General features: G+C 70.5%; 13 protein-coding genes. 6 read left to right on the forward strand and 7 right to left on the reverse strand.

Annotation, left to right across the window (positions count from 1 at the left end; genetic code table 11):
• The first annotated feature begins 31 nt into the window (after positions 1 to 31).
• Positions 32 to 1,018, forward strand: coding sequence for an aldo/keto reductase (locus ACZ63F_RS31875; RefSeq protein ID WP_469716213.1), 987 nt, complete (start codon positions 32 to 34; stop codon positions 1,016 to 1,018).
• Here ACZ63F_RS31875 and ACZ63F_RS31880 read toward each other — a convergent pair.
• From ACZ63F_RS31880 to iolD, 7 genes are all read right to left on the reverse strand, one after another.
• Positions 1,012 to 3,021 carry a beta-galactosidase gene (locus ACZ63F_RS31880; RefSeq protein WP_469716215.1) on the reverse strand — a complete coding sequence of 670 codons (2,010 nt, stop codon included), beginning with the start codon at positions 3,019 to 3,021 and terminating at the stop codon, positions 1,012 to 1,014. The two genes, ACZ63F_RS31875 and ACZ63F_RS31880, sit on opposite strands and share 7 nt — an antisense overlap.
• The gene (locus ACZ63F_RS31885) at positions 3,018 to 4,340 is read right to left on the reverse strand and encodes a glycoside hydrolase family 36 protein (protein ID WP_469716217.1); all 1,323 of its coding nucleotides are present in this window, start codon (positions 4,338 to 4,340) and stop codon (positions 3,018 to 3,020) included. Before ACZ63F_RS31885 ends, ACZ63F_RS31880 begins: the two co-directional genes overlap by 4 nt.
• Positions 4,341 to 4,366: 26 nt before the next feature.
• A complete protein-coding gene (locus tag ACZ63F_RS31890) occupies positions 4,367 to 5,257 on the reverse strand; it encodes a carbohydrate ABC transporter permease (protein ID WP_469716219.1) in 891 nt (296 codons plus the stop codon).
• Complete coding sequence (locus ACZ63F_RS31895) at positions 5,254 to 6,234, reverse strand: carbohydrate ABC transporter permease (protein ID WP_352358611.1); 981 nt, start codon at positions 6,232 to 6,234, stop codon at positions 5,254 to 5,256. The genes ACZ63F_RS31890 and ACZ63F_RS31895 overlap by 4 nt, the downstream gene beginning before the upstream one ends.
• Positions 6,235 to 6,242: 8 nt before the next feature.
• Positions 6,243 to 7,556, reverse strand: a complete 1,314-nt coding sequence (locus tag ACZ63F_RS31900; RefSeq protein ID WP_352358613.1) for an ABC transporter substrate-binding protein — start codon at positions 7,554 to 7,556, stop codon at positions 6,243 to 6,245.
• A 320-nt stretch (positions 7,557 to 7,876) separates the two neighbouring features.
• On the reverse strand, positions 7,877 to 8,662 hold the full coding sequence (locus tag ACZ63F_RS31905) for a GntR family transcriptional regulator (RefSeq protein WP_469716224.1): 786 nt from the start codon (positions 8,660 to 8,662) through the stop codon (positions 7,877 to 7,879).
• Between the two features lie 28 nt (positions 8,663 to 8,690).
• Entirely contained in the window at positions 8,691 to 10,562 is a 1,872-nt protein-coding gene (gene iolD, locus ACZ63F_RS31910; protein ID WP_469716226.1) for a 3D-(3,5/4)-trihydroxycyclohexane-1,2-dione acylhydrolase (decyclizing), read from the reverse strand.
• A gap of 319 nt (positions 10,563 to 10,881) precedes the next feature.
• On the opposite strand from iolD, the gene ACZ63F_RS31915 reads away from it, so the two are divergent.
• The 5 genes from ACZ63F_RS31915 to ACZ63F_RS31935 all read left to right on the forward strand — a co-directional run bounded on the left by ACZ63F_RS31915 (position 10,882) and on the right by ACZ63F_RS31935 (position 15,101).
• Positions 10,882 to 11,901 (forward strand): substrate-binding domain-containing protein, encoded by a 1,020-nt coding sequence (locus tag ACZ63F_RS31915; RefSeq protein ID WP_469716228.1) that lies wholly within the window; start codon positions 10,882 to 10,884, stop codon positions 11,899 to 11,901.
• A gap of 5 nt (positions 11,902 to 11,906) precedes the next feature.
• Positions 11,907 to 12,977 (forward strand): ABC transporter permease, encoded by a 1,071-nt coding sequence (locus ACZ63F_RS31920; RefSeq protein ID WP_469716230.1) that lies wholly within the window; start codon positions 11,907 to 11,909, stop codon positions 12,975 to 12,977.
• 4 nt (positions 12,978 to 12,981) lie between these two features.
• On the forward strand, positions 12,982 to 13,893 hold the full coding sequence (locus ACZ63F_RS31925; protein WP_352358619.1) for an ATP-binding cassette domain-containing protein: 912 nt from the start codon (positions 12,982 to 12,984) through the stop codon (positions 13,891 to 13,893).
• Positions 13,894 to 13,897: 4 nt separating this feature from the next.
• The gene (locus ACZ63F_RS31930; protein WP_469716233.1) at positions 13,898 to 14,800 is read left to right on the forward strand and encodes a sugar phosphate isomerase/epimerase family protein; all 903 of its coding nucleotides are present in this window, start codon (positions 13,898 to 13,900) and stop codon (positions 14,798 to 14,800) included.
• A gap of 130 nt (positions 14,801 to 14,930) precedes the next feature.
• Complete coding sequence (locus tag ACZ63F_RS31935) at positions 14,931 to 15,101, forward strand: hypothetical protein (RefSeq protein ID WP_177232845.1); 171 nt, start codon at positions 14,931 to 14,933, stop codon at positions 15,099 to 15,101.
• Positions 15,102 to 15,354: the final 253 nt, after the last annotated feature.

Consider the following 15,354-nt stretch of genomic DNA (forward strand, 5'->3'; position numbering starts at 1 on the left):
AACCCCCGGGTGCGCGGACGGAGGAGACGGCATGAAGTACCGCACCATCGGCACCGGCCCCAGGACCCGCCGCGAGGTGAGCGTCCTCGCGCTCGGCGCCATGCTGTTCGGGTCCCGAACCGACGAGGAAACCTCCTTCGCCGTCCTCGACCGCTATGTCGAGGCCGGTGGCAACTTCGTCGACACGTCCGACAACTACGCCTTCTGGGAGGACGGTGGCCAGGGCGGCCAGAGCGAGGAGCTGCTCGGCCGCTGGCGGCGCAGCCGCGGGATCGGCGACGAGGTCGTCATCGCCACCAAACTCGGCGCCCGCCCCCTAGCCCCCGGCACCAGCTACACCGACAACCCCGAGGGGCTGTCCGCCAAGGTGATCCGGGAGTCGGCCGAGCGCAGCCGCGAACGCCTCGGCGTCGAGAGGCTGGACCTGCTGTACGCCCACATAGAGGACCCCGCCGTCCCGCTCCGCGAGACGGTCGAGGGGTTCGCCGCACTCGTCGCGGAGGGCACCGTCGGCCTGCTCGGCGCCAGCAACCACGCGGTCTGGCGGCTGGAACGCGCCCGCGCCCTCGCCGCCGCGGCCGGCCTGCCCGGATACGAGGTGCTCCAGTACCAGCACAGCTACCTGCGCCCGCGCACCGACATCCCCGGCGACCTGTTCCCGGACGGCAGCCTCGGCTCGGCGGACGCCCAGCTGCGCAGCTATCTGCGGGCGGAGCCCGACGTCACCCTGGTGGCCTACTCACCGCTGCTCAAGGGCGCCTACACGCAGCCGGGCAAGCCGCTGCCCGCCGACTACGACCACCCCGGCACCCCGCCCCGCCTCGCCGCGTTGAACGAGGTGGCCCGGGAGACCGGGGCGACACTCAACCAGGTCGTCCTCGCCTGGCTGCTGGGCGGACGGCTGCCGGTCGTCCCGCTGGCCGGGGTGTCGTCCGTGGCCCAGCTGGAGGAGAACCTCGCCGCCGTGGACCTGGAGCTCACGCCCGGCCAGCGGGCCCGGCTGGACGCGGCTCACTGACCGCGCGGCTCCCGCACGACGGCGACCTCGCCCGGTGCCACGGTGACCGTGCCGTCGGCGGGCTTGCCGGACAGCAGCTCCACCGACCCTGCCGCGACCGGGACTTCGGCTCCCTCGCCGGTGTGGTCGATCACGAACACGTAGTCCGCGTCCGCCCCGCGCCGCACGGCGACCTCCACACCGGCCGGGGCGGTGCGGCCCGCGGCCACGCCCGCCTCGGCGCGGATCCGGCCCAGCAGCCCCGCCAGGGTGTCGGGGTCCGGGAGCGTCGCCACGTACCACGCGGTGCCCGCGCCGTACCCGTGCCGGGTCACCGCAGGGACCCCGGCCAGCGGGCCGTGGGCGAACGACGTCACCGCCTCCGCGCCCGCGAGCCGCACCCGCTCCGACCAGAGCGAGCCCGTGCCACCCTCGCTGAGCGTCACCCGCTCCTCGGGCAGCAGCGGGAACAGCTCGTCCGTGGACACGCCCAGCAGTTCCCGGAAGGCCCCCGGGTAACCGCCCAGCCGGACGTGGCAGTTCTCGTCCACCGCGCCGCTGTGGAAGCCGACGGCGAGGGTGCCCCCGGCCTCCGCGAAGGCGGTCAGGTTCGCCGTGCCCGCGTCGTCCACCAGGTACAGGCTCGGGGCCAGCACCACCTTGTACGCCGACAGGTCCCCGTCCGGGCGGACGAAGTCCACCGCCACGCCTGCCCGCCACAGCGGCTCGTACCAGGCGCGGACGACGTCCAGGTAGCGAAGCCGCTCGCTCGGCTGCGAGGGCAGCTCCACGGCCCACCGGGCGTCCCAGTCCCAGACGACGGCCACCTCGGCGGCGCCGGTGCTGCCGCGCACCTCGGCGAGCGCCCGCAGGTCGGCGCCGAGGCGGACCACGTCCCGCCAGATCTGGCTGTCGGTCCCGGCGTGCGGCAGCATCGCCGAGTGCCACTGTTCGGCACCCGCCTTCGCCGCCCGCCACTGGAAGTAGCAGATGCCGTCGGCGCCGTGGGCCACGTGCGCGAGCGCGTTGCGGCGCAACTCGCCGGCGGTCTTGGCCCGGTTGACGGGCTGCCAGTTCACCGCGCCCGTCGAGTGCTCCATCAGCAGCCACGGACCGCCCGCGAGCGACCGCATCAGATCGCCGCTGAGGGCGATGTCGATCTGCGACTCCGGGTCGGTGGACCGCAGGTAGTGGTCGTTGGCCACCACGTCCAGCTCCGGTGCCCAGCGCCAGTAGTCGAGGGCGTCGAAGTTGAACATCACCATGAAGTTGGTGGTGGCGGGGATCGCGGGGGCCGCCTCCCGCAGCACGTCGCGTTCCGCCGTGTACAGGGAGAGGAGCTCGTCCGAGCAGAACCGCCGCCAGTCCAGCTGGTGCGTCGGGTTGGGCACGGCACCGGTCGCGCGGGGCGGCAGGATCTCCTCCCAGTCGTAGTACCACTGGCTCCAGAAGGTGGTGCCCCAGGCGTCGTTGAGGGCCGCCAGGTCGTCGCCGTACCGGGCCCGCAGCCAGCGGCGGAAGGAGGCCGCGCTGGTGTCGCAGTAGCAGGCCGCGTTGTGGCAGCCGTACTCGTTGTGGACGTGCCACATCCGTACGGCGGGGTGGCTCGCGTACCGGTCGGCGATCGCGCCCGCGATCCTGAGCGCGGCCTCGCGGTAGGCGGGGCTGCTCGGGCAGAACGTCTGGCGGCTGCCGTACGACAGGGTACGGCCGTCGTGGTCCACCGGGAGCGCCTCGGGGTGGGCGCGGAAGAACCAGGCCGGCGGGGCGGCCGTCGGGGTGGCGAGGTCGGCGGCGATGCCGTTCTCGTGGAGGAGGTCGAGGATCTTGTCCATGCGGGAGAAGTCGTAGACGCCCTCGGAGGGCTCCATCAGGGCCCACGAGAAGATGCCGACGCTGACCATGTTCACGCCCGCCTCGCGCATCAGGCGGACGTCCTCGGCCCACACCTCCTCGGGCCACTGCTCGGGGTTGTAGTCGCCGCCGTAGGCGATGCCGGGGACGGAGAGGGTGCGGTCGTTCATCGATGGGCTCCGGTCGCTGCGGTGAGAAGGCGGCGGGTCGTCTCCACGCCCCACTGGTCGAGGGAGAGCAGCCGGTCGCTGGAGGCGACCAGGCCGCCGACGGCCTCCACGTGCGCCGCCCAGCGCGCACGGGTCTCCACGGCGGGGCGGGCCATCAGGCAGTCGGGGTCGTTGACCCAGAGGCGGCCGTGCTGCCACTGGCGGCCGACGCCGGTGAACTCGGCCGGGTCCTGGCCCGGTTGGCTGAAGTCGCCGGCCTCGGGGCGGCGGTGCGGAGCCGTGTCCGGGCTGACCCGCATCGCGTCGAACAGGCCGATGGAGGGCAGCATCGGCGCGCCGCAGCCCAGCAGGTAGGCGTCCGCGCCGATGGCCTCCCTGATCAGGCCGATACCCAGCCGGTACGCGGTCAGCGCGTCCGCGCCCGAGTGCCGTACGCCGTCCATCGCGCCCGCGTAGAGGAAGTCGGCCTTGAAGTAGTCGTAGCCCTCCGCGCGCAGCGTCGCGAAGACGTCGGTGAGGTAGGCCGCGGCGCCCGGGTGGGTGGTGTCCAGGACGTACAACGCGTGGCCCCGGTTGCGGCCCGCGCGCAGCGCTCTGCCGTCCGGGTCGCGGACCAGCCAGTCCGGGTACGTCTCGGCGAGGTCGCTCCCCGGGTCGACCAGGAAGGGCGCCGTCCAGATGCCGGCCCGGCGGCCGCGGGCGCGGATGGCGTCGGCGATGCCCCGCCGGGAGCGGAAGCGGCCGGAGAGGGTCAGCCAGTCGCCCAGGGCGCTCTGGTGGCCGTCGTCGATCTGCACCACGTCGATCGGCAGGTCGAGGGTGTCCATCGCCCGCAGGTTCTCGTGGATGTCGTCCTCGGTGACGGCCGTGAAGTACTCGTACCAGGAGCACCAGACGGTGGGCGCCGGGCGGGGTGCCGGCACGGCCAGGGCGGCGGCCCACTCGCCCAGCAGGGACTGGATGTCCGCGCCGGACCACTCCTTGACCGGGCCGTCGGCCTCGACCTCGGCGACCCCGCCCGTCACGGTCAGCCGGACCGACGGCACCTCGTGCAAGGGGTCCGCCGCCGCCCACAGCCGCACCGGTGAGCCGTCACCCGGGTCGAGCGCCAGCAGGCCCTCGCCCTGGAAGGCCCCGGCGGGGACGGCGCGGCCCGGGCGGTAGCACACGGTCGCCCAGTTGACGTTCGCGGGGCGGTACGGGGCCGCGCCGAGGGCGTAGGCGCCGCTGGGCGACCAGGACTGCCAGCCCTCCTCGTGGACACGGGCGGTGCGCGTGTCCACGGCCACGGAGGCGACCGGGGTGAACGGGTTGTGCACGGGGTTCTCTTTCGGACGGGGCCGGATCAGCCCTTGGCGGAGCCCAGGGTCAGACCGCTGACGAACTGCTTCTGGAGCGCGAAGTACACGATCAGCGTCGGGATCGCGGTCAGCAGGGAACCGGCGGCGACCAGGTTCGGGTCGGTGAAGTACTGGCCGGAGAGGTTGTTCAGCGCCGATGTGATCGGCATGTTCTCACCGGTCGAGATCAGCACCAGCGCCCAGAAGAAGTCGTTGTAGATCCAGATCGACAACAGGGTCGCCAGGGCCGCCATCGCCGGCTTGCACAGCGGCAGCGTGATCTGCCAGTACAGCCGCCACACCGAGGCGCCGTCCACCAGCGCGGCCTCGGTCAGCTCGTGCGGCAGCGAACGCATGTAGTTCGACAGCACGAACGCGCAGAAGCCGGACTGGAACGCGACATGGATCAGCACCAGGCCGAGCGCCGAGTCGTACAGTTTGCCGCTCTGCGTGATCCCCGGCAGGTTCGTCAGCAGGTACATCCGGTACAGCGGGGTGATGATGACCTGCTGCGGCAGCAGGTTGCCGGCCGTGAACACCAGCAGCAGGAACAGGTTGACCCGGAAGTCGAAGCGGGCGACGTAGAACGCGACCATCGACGACAGGAACAGCGTGAGCAGCACGGCCGGGACCGCGATGACCAGCGTGTTCATGAAGTAGTGCGTCATGTCCGACTGCGTGAACGCGTTCTTGAAGTTGTCGAGGTTCAGCGTGTGCGGCCAGGACACGTAACCGCGGTTGCTGGTCTCGCTGTACGGGCGCAGCGCCGAGAAGATCGCCCACAGCAGCGGCGCCAGCCACGCCAGGGCCGTGAGGGCCAGGAACGCGTGCAGCAGCACGCGGGCCGGGCGGATCGGGTTGCGCTGCTTGGGCAGCACGCTGCTCACGGTGCTCATGCGCGGCGCTCCTTCCGGAAGGTCGCGATCAGGTAGGGGATGATCACGATCAGCGAGATGAACAGCAGCACCACCGCGATCGCCGAGCCGTAACCGATGCGGCTGGACTCGCCGATGATGTTGTTGGTCACCAGGATGGAGAGCAACTCGGTGCCCTGGGCGCCCTTGTTGAAGACGAAGACCAGGTCGAAGGCGCGCAGTGCCTCGATGATGGTCACGACCAGGACGATGGTGTTGGTCGGCCGCAGCGTCGGGAAGATGACGTTCTTGAACGTCTGCCACTCGTTGGCGCCGTCGAGGGCCGAGGCCTCCCGCAGCGACGGGTCGACGCTCTTCAGGCCGGCCAGGTACAGGATCATCATGTAGCCGGTGTGCCGCCAGGACGCGGCGACCAGGACCGCCCACAGGTTGAGGTTCGGGTCACCGATCCAGTCGATGTAGTGGCCCGGCTTGTTGGCGCCGATGATGCTGTTGATCAGACCCGTGTCCGGGTTGTAGATCAGCTGCCACACGAACCCGATGCACGCCAGGGAGATGACGACCGGGAGGAAGAACGCCGTCTGGTAGACCCGGCTGAACCGGATCTTCTTGTCCAGCTGCACGGCCAGGAACAGGCCGAACGGCGTCGGGATCAGGATGAGCACCACGAACCAGATGACGTTGTGCTCGACGGCCGGCCAGAACTGCGGGTTGTCGGTGAAGAGCTGATGGAAGTTGTCGAGCCCGACCCACTTGATGGAGTCGAACCCGATGCCGTCCCAGGAGGTGAAGGCAAGCAGGATCGAGGCCAGGGCGGTCACCCAGACCAGGAGGACATGGAGGATCGTCGGCACGCCCGCCATGAAGGCGAGGGTGATCCGGTCACGGCGGGTCAGCAGGCGCTTGTGGCCCCGCTGGATCCGCTTCTTCTCGGACGCGCGCCCAGGAGGCGGCACGGCGGCCGCCTCCTGGGACTTCGTGGGGGTGTCGGTCGACATTCGGGAACTCACTCGGACGCGAAGATCGTCTTCTTCTGGCGCTCGATGGACGAGAGCAGACTGTCGATCCCCTTCGGGTTCTGCAGGAACTTCTGCAGACCGGGCTGCATCACCGTGGAGGTGAAGTCCGGGCGCGAGTCGCGGTCCATGAACTGGGTGAGGTTCTTGGCGCCGCTGATCATCGTGTACGCCTTCTTCTGCAGCGCGGTGTAGGACGAGGTGTCGGCCTTGCTGGAGGCGGCCACCACGCTGGAGTCGGCCTTGAGGTAGATCTGCTCGGCCTCGGGGGTGCCCAGGTACTCCATGAGCTTGACGACACCGTCGTGGTTCTTGGGGGACTTGCTGACCATGAAGCCGTCGGTGGGCGCTTCGACGGTGTCCTGGCCGTACGCGGAGTTGATCTCCGGGAAGGCGAAGAAGTCGAGGTCGTCCAGGTCCGCCTTGTTGGTGAACTGCTGGGCCACGAAGGAGCCGAGGACGTACATGCCGGCCTTCTTGGACACCAGGGTCTGTGCGGCGTCCTGCCAGGTGCGGCCCATGAAGCCGTCCTGGTGGTAGGGGAGGATCTCGGCCCAGTGGTCGAAGACGGCCTTGACCTTGGGGTCGGTCCACGCCTCCTTGCCCGCCATCAGCGACTTGTGGAAGTCGTAGCCGTTGAGGCGGAAGTTGATCTGGTCGAAGGTACCCATCGCCGGCCAGGCGTCCTTGTCGCCGAACGCGATCGGGACCAGGCCGTCGCCCTTCATCTTCTTGCACAGGGCGACGAACGCGTCCCAGGTGGTGGGGACTTCGTAGCCCTTGGCCTGGAAGACGCTCTTGCGGTAGAAGATCGCCCAGGGGTACGTGTACAGCGGGACGAAGTAGTACTTGCCGTCCTCGCCCTTGCTGAGCTGCTTCATCGCGTCGGGGAAGTTGTCCCCGATCTTGGCCCACACGTCGTCGATCGGCGAGGCCAGGTTCTTGGCCGCGAAGAACTGCATGCGGTAGCCGGCGAACCAGGTGAACACGTCGTCCGGCGTGCCCTGCAGGTAGGAGTTGATCTGCTCCTGGAAGGTGTTGTGGTCCTTCGTGTTGACGTCGACCTTGATGCCGGACTGCTTGGTGAAGGCGGCGTAGATCTCCGCGAAGGCCTTCTTCGGCACGGCGTCGGAGGAGTTGGAGCCGAGGCTGACCGTCTTCGGGTCGGAGGACGACCCGCTGCCGCCGCAGGCGGAGAGCAGGGGTATGCCGGCGCCCGCGAGGAGGGCGGCCGAACCGGCACCGCGCAGGACGTTACGGCGGCTCGGACCCGGCACGTGAAGACCGGACGGGGAGATGCGCATGGCGGCTCCTGAGTAACAGGGTTCGGCAAGGGGAAGAGTTGATCTTCGAAAGGTCCCGAAACCGATCAGAAACCAACTCGGCCGAACATCGTGGGCGCAATAACAGCCGCTTGTCCGCTCATGCGTCAATAGCCTGCGGCTCTCTCGCCCGTCTCTTGCCCGAAACGTAATCGACATGGTCGCCTGCCGGTTTGTTGAACAAAGCGGGACGACGGAGCCCCCACGGGACAAACTCGGTGGGGGCTCGTGTGCGGGCGTGTTGGTTTCGGCTGGCGGGACCAGCGGTTAAACCCGCAGCAACCGCCCCCGCACGGCATGCCCTACGGCCGTACCAGCAGTTGGAAGTCGAAGGCGTACCGGGACGCCCGGTAGACGTGGCTGCCGTACTCCACCGGCCGCCCGGTGTCGTCGTACGCGGTCCGCCGCATGGTCAGCAGGGCGGCGCCCTCCTTCTCGTCGAGCCGCACGGCCTCCTCGGCGGTGGCGCTGCGGGCGCCCACCGTCTGCCGGGCGCTGTGCAGGGTGATGCCGGCCGCGCGCATCATCCGGTACAGACCGGTCGACTCCAGCCGCTCCGTGTCGAGTTCGAGCAGGGCGGCGGGCAGGTAGTTGCACAGGAACGCCACCGGCTGGCCGTGCGTGCAGCGCAGCCGTTCCAGGACGACCACCTCCGCGCCCTCCGCGATGCCGAGCGCGGCGGCCACCTCGGCGCCCGCCGGGATCCGCTCGTTGCGCAGCACCCGGGTGGTCGGGCCCTGCCCGGCCGACTCCAGGTCGTCGTAGAGGCTGCTGAGCTCCAGCGGCCGCTTGACCTGACTGTGCACCACCTGGGTGCCCACGCCCCGGCGGCGGACAAGGAGGCCCTTGTCGACCAGCGACTGGATGGCCTGGCGGACCGTGGGCCGGGACAGCCCGAGCCGCACCGAGAGGTCGATCTCGTTGCCCAGGAGGTTGCCCGGGGCGAGCACCCCGTGCTCTATGGCCTCCTCCAACTGCTGGGCGAGCTGGTAGTACAGCGGAACCGGACTGCCGCGGTCCAGGGCGAAGTCCAGGGTGTCGAGCGCCGAGACGGTCGCGCTCCGGGCGGAATCACCGGTACGGGCCACCGGGACACCTCCTTCCGGGGTTCGGGGGTCACAGGTGCCGGCGGCGGTCGGCGACCTGCCGGTCGTACTCCTCGCGGGCGTGCACGGCGGCCTCGCGGGCGGCGGTCTCGGCGACCGGTACGTCCCACCAGGCCGCGGCCCCGGGCGCGGTCGGCGCCGGGTCCGTCTCCACGTACACGCACGTCGGCCGGTCGCTCGCGCGGGCCGCCGCAAGGGCCTCGCGCAGCTCCCGCACGGTCTTGGCGCGCAGCACCTCCATGCCGAGGCTGGCCGCGTTGGCGGCGAGGTCCACCGGCAGCGGGGCGCCGCCGAAGGTGCCGTCGGCGGAGCGGAAGCGGTAGGCGGTGCCGAACCGCTCGCCGCCGACCGTCTCGGAGAGGCCGCCGATGGAGGCGTACCCGTGGTTCTGGATGAGGACCAGGTTGACCGGCAGGGCCTCCTGGACGGCGGTGACGATCTCGGTCGGCATCATCAGATAGGTGCCGTCGCCGACCAGCGACCAGACCACCGTGTCCGGGGCCGCCTGCTGGACGCCGATGCCGGCCGGGATCTCGTAGCCCATGCAGGAGTAGCCGTACTCCAGGTGGTACTGGCGCGGCGAGCGGGCCCGCCACAGCTTGTGCAGGTCGCCCGGGAGCGAGCCGGCCGCGTTGATGACAACGTCGTCATCGCCCACGACGGCGTCGAGGGCCCCGAGCACCTGGGTCTGGGTGGGCACGGCGTCCTCGTCGTCGGCGCGGTAGGCGGCCTCGACGACCGCGTCCCAGCGCTCCTTGCCGGCCCGGTACTCGGCCTCGTAGGCGCCGTCCACGCGGTACCCGGACAGTGCCCGCCTGAGCGCCTCCAGGGCCGTCCGTGCATCCGCCACGACCGTCCGCGCGGCCAGCTTGTGGGCGTCGAAGCCGGTGATGTTCAGGTTCAGGAAGCGGACGTCCGGGTTCTGGAAGAGGGTGCCGGAGGCCGTGGTGAAGTCCGTGTACCGGGTGCCGACGCCGATGACCAGGTCGGCGGTGCGGGCCAGGTCGTCCGCGACGGCGGTCCCGGTGTGCCCGATCCCGCCCAGGTCTGCCGGGTGGTCGTGGCGCAGCGAGCCCTTGCCCGCCTGGGTCGAGGCGACGGGGATGCCAGTGGCCTCCACAAGGGCCCTCAGGGCGTCTTCCGCGCGGCTGTGATGGACTCCGCCGCCCGCGACGATCAACGGCCGCTGAGCGGCCCGTACGGCGCTCACCGCGTCCGCCAGCTCCACGGGGTCGGGGGCCGGCCGCCGGACCCGCCACACGCGCTCGGCGAAGAACTCCTGGGGCCAGTCGTACGCCTCCGCCTGGACGTCCTGGGGGAGGGCGAGGGTGACCGCGCCGGTCTCGGCCGGGTCGGCGAGGACCCGCATGGCGTTCAGCGCGGAGGGGATCAGCGCCTCGGGGCGGGTGATCCGGTCGAAGTAGCGGGAGACCGGGCGCAGGGTGTCGTTGACGGAGACGTCGAACTCGCCCGGGTGCTCCAGCTGCTGCAGCAGCGGGTCCGGCGCGTGGCTCGCGAAGTAGTCGCCGGGGAGCAGCAGCACCGGCAGCCGGTTGATGGTGGCGAGGGCGGCGCCGGTCACCAGGTTGGTGGCGCCCGGGCCGATGGACGTGGTCACCGCCTGCGCCGAGAGCCGGTCCAGCTGGCGGGCGTGCCCGACCGCCGCGTGCACCATCGCCTGCTCGTTGCGGCCCTGGTGGTACGGCATGACGTCGCTGTACTCCAGGAGTGCCTGGCCGATCCCCGCCACGTTGCCGTGGCCGAAGATGCCCCAGGTGCCGGCGATCAGCCGGTGCCGGACACCGTCGCGCTCCGTGTACTGGGCGGACAGGAACCGCACCAGCGCCTGGGCGACGGTCAGGCGGGTGGTCGGCTGGCTCATGGGGGACCTCATTCGGACGGGGTGTGTCGTACGGCGGGCGGGCGTCGGCGGACCGGGTCAGGGGTACGTCCGGTGGGAGCGGGTAAGGACGTGGGCGGATGCCCCTCAGGTGTAGATCGGGGCGGGTCGCGCTGTCAATGGTTTGTACTTACATTCGGACCTGTATGTGAAATGATGTCTTAACAAAGTATTGACAGCGGGCCTCGCAGGGACTTGTATCCCGTCCCAGCGCACAGCAGTGACCCGGACCGCCTCCGTCGGCCCGGGCCCGGGGATCCGCCGGATCCCTTCCTTCTCGGCTCGCACAGTGAGGTGCAGGATGGACCGCTCTTCCCAGTCCCGTTCGCGCAGGCTGGCCCCGATCGTGGCCGTCGCCGCGGCGGCAGCCCTGACCCTCGCAGGCTGCTCCAGCAGCTCCGGCGGAAAGAAGTCCGAAGAGGGAGGAGCGGCGGCCTCCGCGGGCAAGGCGTCCACCCCCCGCATGACGGTCGCGCTGGTCACCCACCAGGCGCCGGGAGACACCTTCTGGGACATCGTCCGCAAGGGTGCCCAGGCCGCCGCCGACAAGGACAACATCAAGCTCGTCTACTCCGCCGACCCGAACGCGGGCAACCAGGCCAACCTGGTGCAGAACGCGATCGACCAGAAGGTCGACGGGATCGCGGTCACCCTGGCCAAGCCGGACGCCATGAAGGCCGTCGTCGCCAAGGCGACCGCCGCGAAGATACCGGTCGTCGGCCTCAACTCCGGCCTGAGCGACTGGAAGAAGCTCGGGCTGCTGGAGTTCTTCGGCCAGGACGAGACGGTCGCGGGCGAGGCGCTCGGCAACCGGCTGAACTCCGAGGGCGCGAAGAAGGTCGTCTGTGTCATCCAGGAGCAGGGCAACGTCGGCCTCACCCAGCGCTGCGACGGGGTGAAGAAGACGTTCTCGGGCACGACCGAGACCCTGTACGTCGACGGCACCTCGCCGACCGCGGTCAAGTCGACGATCACCGCCAAGCTCACGCAGGACAAGGCCATCGACCACGTGGTCACCCTCGGCGCCCCGATCGCGCTGATCGCCACGCAGTCGGTGTCCGACGCGGGCAGCAAGGCGAAGGTCGCGACCTTCGACCTCAACAAGGACCTGACCACGGCCATCAGCAAGGGCACCATCGAGTTCGCCGTCGACCAGCAGCCCTACCTCCAGGGCTACCTGGCGATCGACTCGCTGTGGCTCTACAAGAACAACGGCAACTACATGGGCGGTGGCGAGCAGCCGGTGCTGACCGGCCCGGCCTTCGTCGACAAGTCCAACGTCGACAAGGTCGCCGCGTTCGCCGCGAAGGGCACCCGGTGATCGGAATGAGTCAGCAGGCACAGTCGGCGGTGGCGACACCGCCGGCCCCCGGCCCGCGGGAGAAGGACGGGCGGACCGCGCAGCGCCCCCTGGCGCTGCGGATCCTGGCCCGGCCGGACGTCGGCGTCTTCCTCGGCGCGGTCGCGGTCTACGTCTTCTTCCTGGTCGCGGCACCGCCGGTGCGCGAGGCCAGTTCGATGGCGAACATCCTCTACCAGTCCTCGACCATCGGCATCATGGCGCTCCCGGTCGCCCTCCTGATGATCGGCGGCGAGTTCGACCTCTCCGCCGGCGTCGCGGTGATCACCTCGGCCCTCACCGCCGCCATGCTCAGCTACCAGCTCACCCTCAACGTCTGGGCGGGCGTGATCGTCGCGCTCGTCGTGTCGCTGGGCATCGGCTTCCTCAACGGCTGGCTGGTCGTCAGGACCGGACTGCCGAGCTTCCTCATCACCCTGGGCAGCTTCCTGATCCTCCAGGGCGTGAACCTCGCGGTGACCAAGCTGGTCACCGGCAACGTCGCCACCGACGACATCAGCAACATGGACGGCTTCGACCAGGTCAAGGCGATCTTCGCGTCCTCCTTCGACATCGGCGGTGTCCAGGTGAAGATCACCATCTTCTGGTGGCTGTTCTTCGCCGCCATCGCCACCTGGGTGCTGCTGCGCACCAAGTACGGCAACTGGATCTTCGCGGTCGGTGGCAACAAGGAGAGCGCCCGCGCGGTCGGCGTCCCGGTGAACTTCACCAAGATCTCGCTGTTCATGCTGGTCGGCTTCGGCGCCTGGTTCGTCGGCATGCACCAGTTGTTCTCCTTCAACACCGTGCAGTCCGGCGAGGGCGTGGGCCAGGAGCTGATCTACATCTCCGCCGCGGTCATCGGCGGCTGCCTCCTGACCGGCGGCGCCGGTTCGGCGATCGGCCCGGTCTTCGGCGCCTTCATGTTCGGCATGGTCCAGCAGGGCATCGTCTACGCGGGCTGGAACCCCGACTGGTTCAAGGCCTTCCTCGGCGTGATGCTCCTCGGCGCCGTGATGATCAACCTGTGGGTCCAGCGGACCGCGACGAGGAGGTGACCCGATGACCGACAACACCACCGGAACCCATGGCGCCGTCCTCCAGGACGACGCGCCCACCGACGGCGGCCCGATCGTCGAACTGCGCGGCGCCGGCAAGTCCTACGGCAACATCCGCGCCCTGCACGGCGTCGACCTCAAGGTCTTCCCCCACCAGGTGACCTGCGTGCTCGGCGACAACGGCGCCGGCAAGTCCACCCTCATCAAGATCGTCTCGGGGCTGCACCAGCACACCGAGGGCGACTTCCTCGTCGACGGCGCCCCGGTCCGCTTCTCCACCCCGCGCGACGCCCTCGACAAGGGCATCGCCACCGTCTACCAGGACCTCGCCACCGTCCCCCTGATGCCGGTGTGGCGGAACTTCTTCCTCGGCTCCGAGATGACCAAGGGCCCCTGGCCCGTGCGCCGCCTGGACATCGCGAAGATGAAGGAGACCGCCGACCGCGAGCTGCGCAACATGGGCATCGTCCTCGACGACCTGGACCAGCCCATCGGCACCCTGTCCGGCGGCCAGCGCCAGTGCGTGGCCATCGCCCGCGCCGTCTACTTCGGCGCCCGCGTCCTCATCCTGGACGAGCCGACGGCGGCCCTCGGCGTCAAGCAGTCCGGCGTGGTCCTGAAGTACATCGCCGCCGCCCGCGAACGCGGCCTCGGCGTCATCTTCATCACCCACAACCCGCACCACGCCTACATGGTCGGCGACCACTTCAGCGTCCTGCGCCTCGGCACCCTCGAACTCTCCGCCGAACGCAGCGCCATCACCCTGGAGGAGCTCACCAACCACATGGCGGGCGGCGCCGAGCTCGCGGCCCTCAAGCACGAGCTGTCCCAGGTCCGCGGGGTCGACACCGAGGAGCTTCCCGAGGAGGAAGACCTCACCGCTCCCGCCGCGGCCGGTCCGGAAGGGAAGCCGTGACCCCATGACCGACCCTCTCGACCGCATCCGGGTCGGCTCGGCACCCGACTCCTGGGGCGTGTGGTTCGCGGACGACCCCCGGCAGGTCCCCTGGGAACGCTTCCTCGACGAGGTTGCCGAGGCCGGCTACTCCTGGATCGAACTCGGCCCCTACGGCTACCTCCCCACCGACCCGGCCCGTCTCACCGACGAGATCGCCGAGCGGGACCTGAAGGTGTCGGCGGGCACGGTCTTCACCGGCCTGCACCGCGGCCCGGCCGTCTGGGAGTCGACCTGGGAGCACGTCAGCCAGGTCGCCGCGCTCACCCAGGCCATGGGAGCCGAGCACCTGGTGGTCATCCCGTCCTTCTGGCGGGACGACAGGACCGCCGAGATCCTGGAGCCGCCGGAGCTGACCGGCGAGCAGTGGGCCCACCTGACCAAGGGCATGGAGCGGCTCGGCCACGAGGTGAAGGAGACGTACGGCCTGGACATCGTCGTCCACCCGCACGCCGACACCCACATCGACACCGAGGACCACGTCGAGCGCTTCCTCGACTCGACCGACACCGACCTGGTCAACCTCTGCCTGGACACCGGGCACTACGCCTACTGCGGTGGCGACAGCGTCAAGCTGATCGAGACCTACGGCGAGCGGATCGGCTACCTCCATCTCAAGCAGGTGGACCCGGCGGTCCTCGCCGACGTCCGGGCCAAGGGCACCCCGTTCGGGCCCGCCGTGGCGCAGGGCGTGATGTGCGAACCGCCGGGCGGCGTCCCGGAGCTGGGCCCGGTGCTGGCGGCGGCGCAGCGGCTGGGGGTCGACCTGTTCGCGATCGTCGAGCAGGACATGTACCCGTGCGAGCCGGACAGGCCGCTGCCCGTCGCGGTGCGCACCAGGAGGTTCCTGCGGTCCTGCGGCGCCTGACCGCCGCTTCCCGGGGCCCGTGGATCTCTTCTCCGCGGGCCCCGCGCGCCCCGGCGGGTCGGGAACACCCGCCGGGGCGCGCGCGTTGGTCGGGTGACGGGTGACGCCCGCTACGACGGGGAGGACGAAGATGAGCCACGAGGAGACCGCGGCCGAGGCCGTGACGCGCAAGGAGCGGTTCGGCGCGCTGCCCGAGCGGATCCGCCCGGAGGACATGGTGGAGACCAGGCCGGCCGTTCAGCACGACCCCGACCGGGACGCCTACGACCCGGACGAGTTCGCGGTGCGCTACGGCCTCTGAGCCGCCGGCACGCGGCGACGCCGAGGCGCGGGCGGCGCCGACGTGCGGGCGGCGCCGACGTGCGGGCGGTGCGGACCCTGACGCTGGTCGTGGGCGGGCCGCGGGCCGACGGGCAGGACGGCGGGGGGGGGGGGGGGGCCCCCCCCCCCCCCCCCCCCCCCCCCCCACCCCCCCCCCCCCCCCCCAATGCCGTGTGTGGGGGGGGGAGGAGGGTGCCCACCCATCCGCCCGGATGCCCCCCCATACAAACCCA

The organism is Streptomyces sp. NPDC104761 (genome assembly GCF_055583445.1).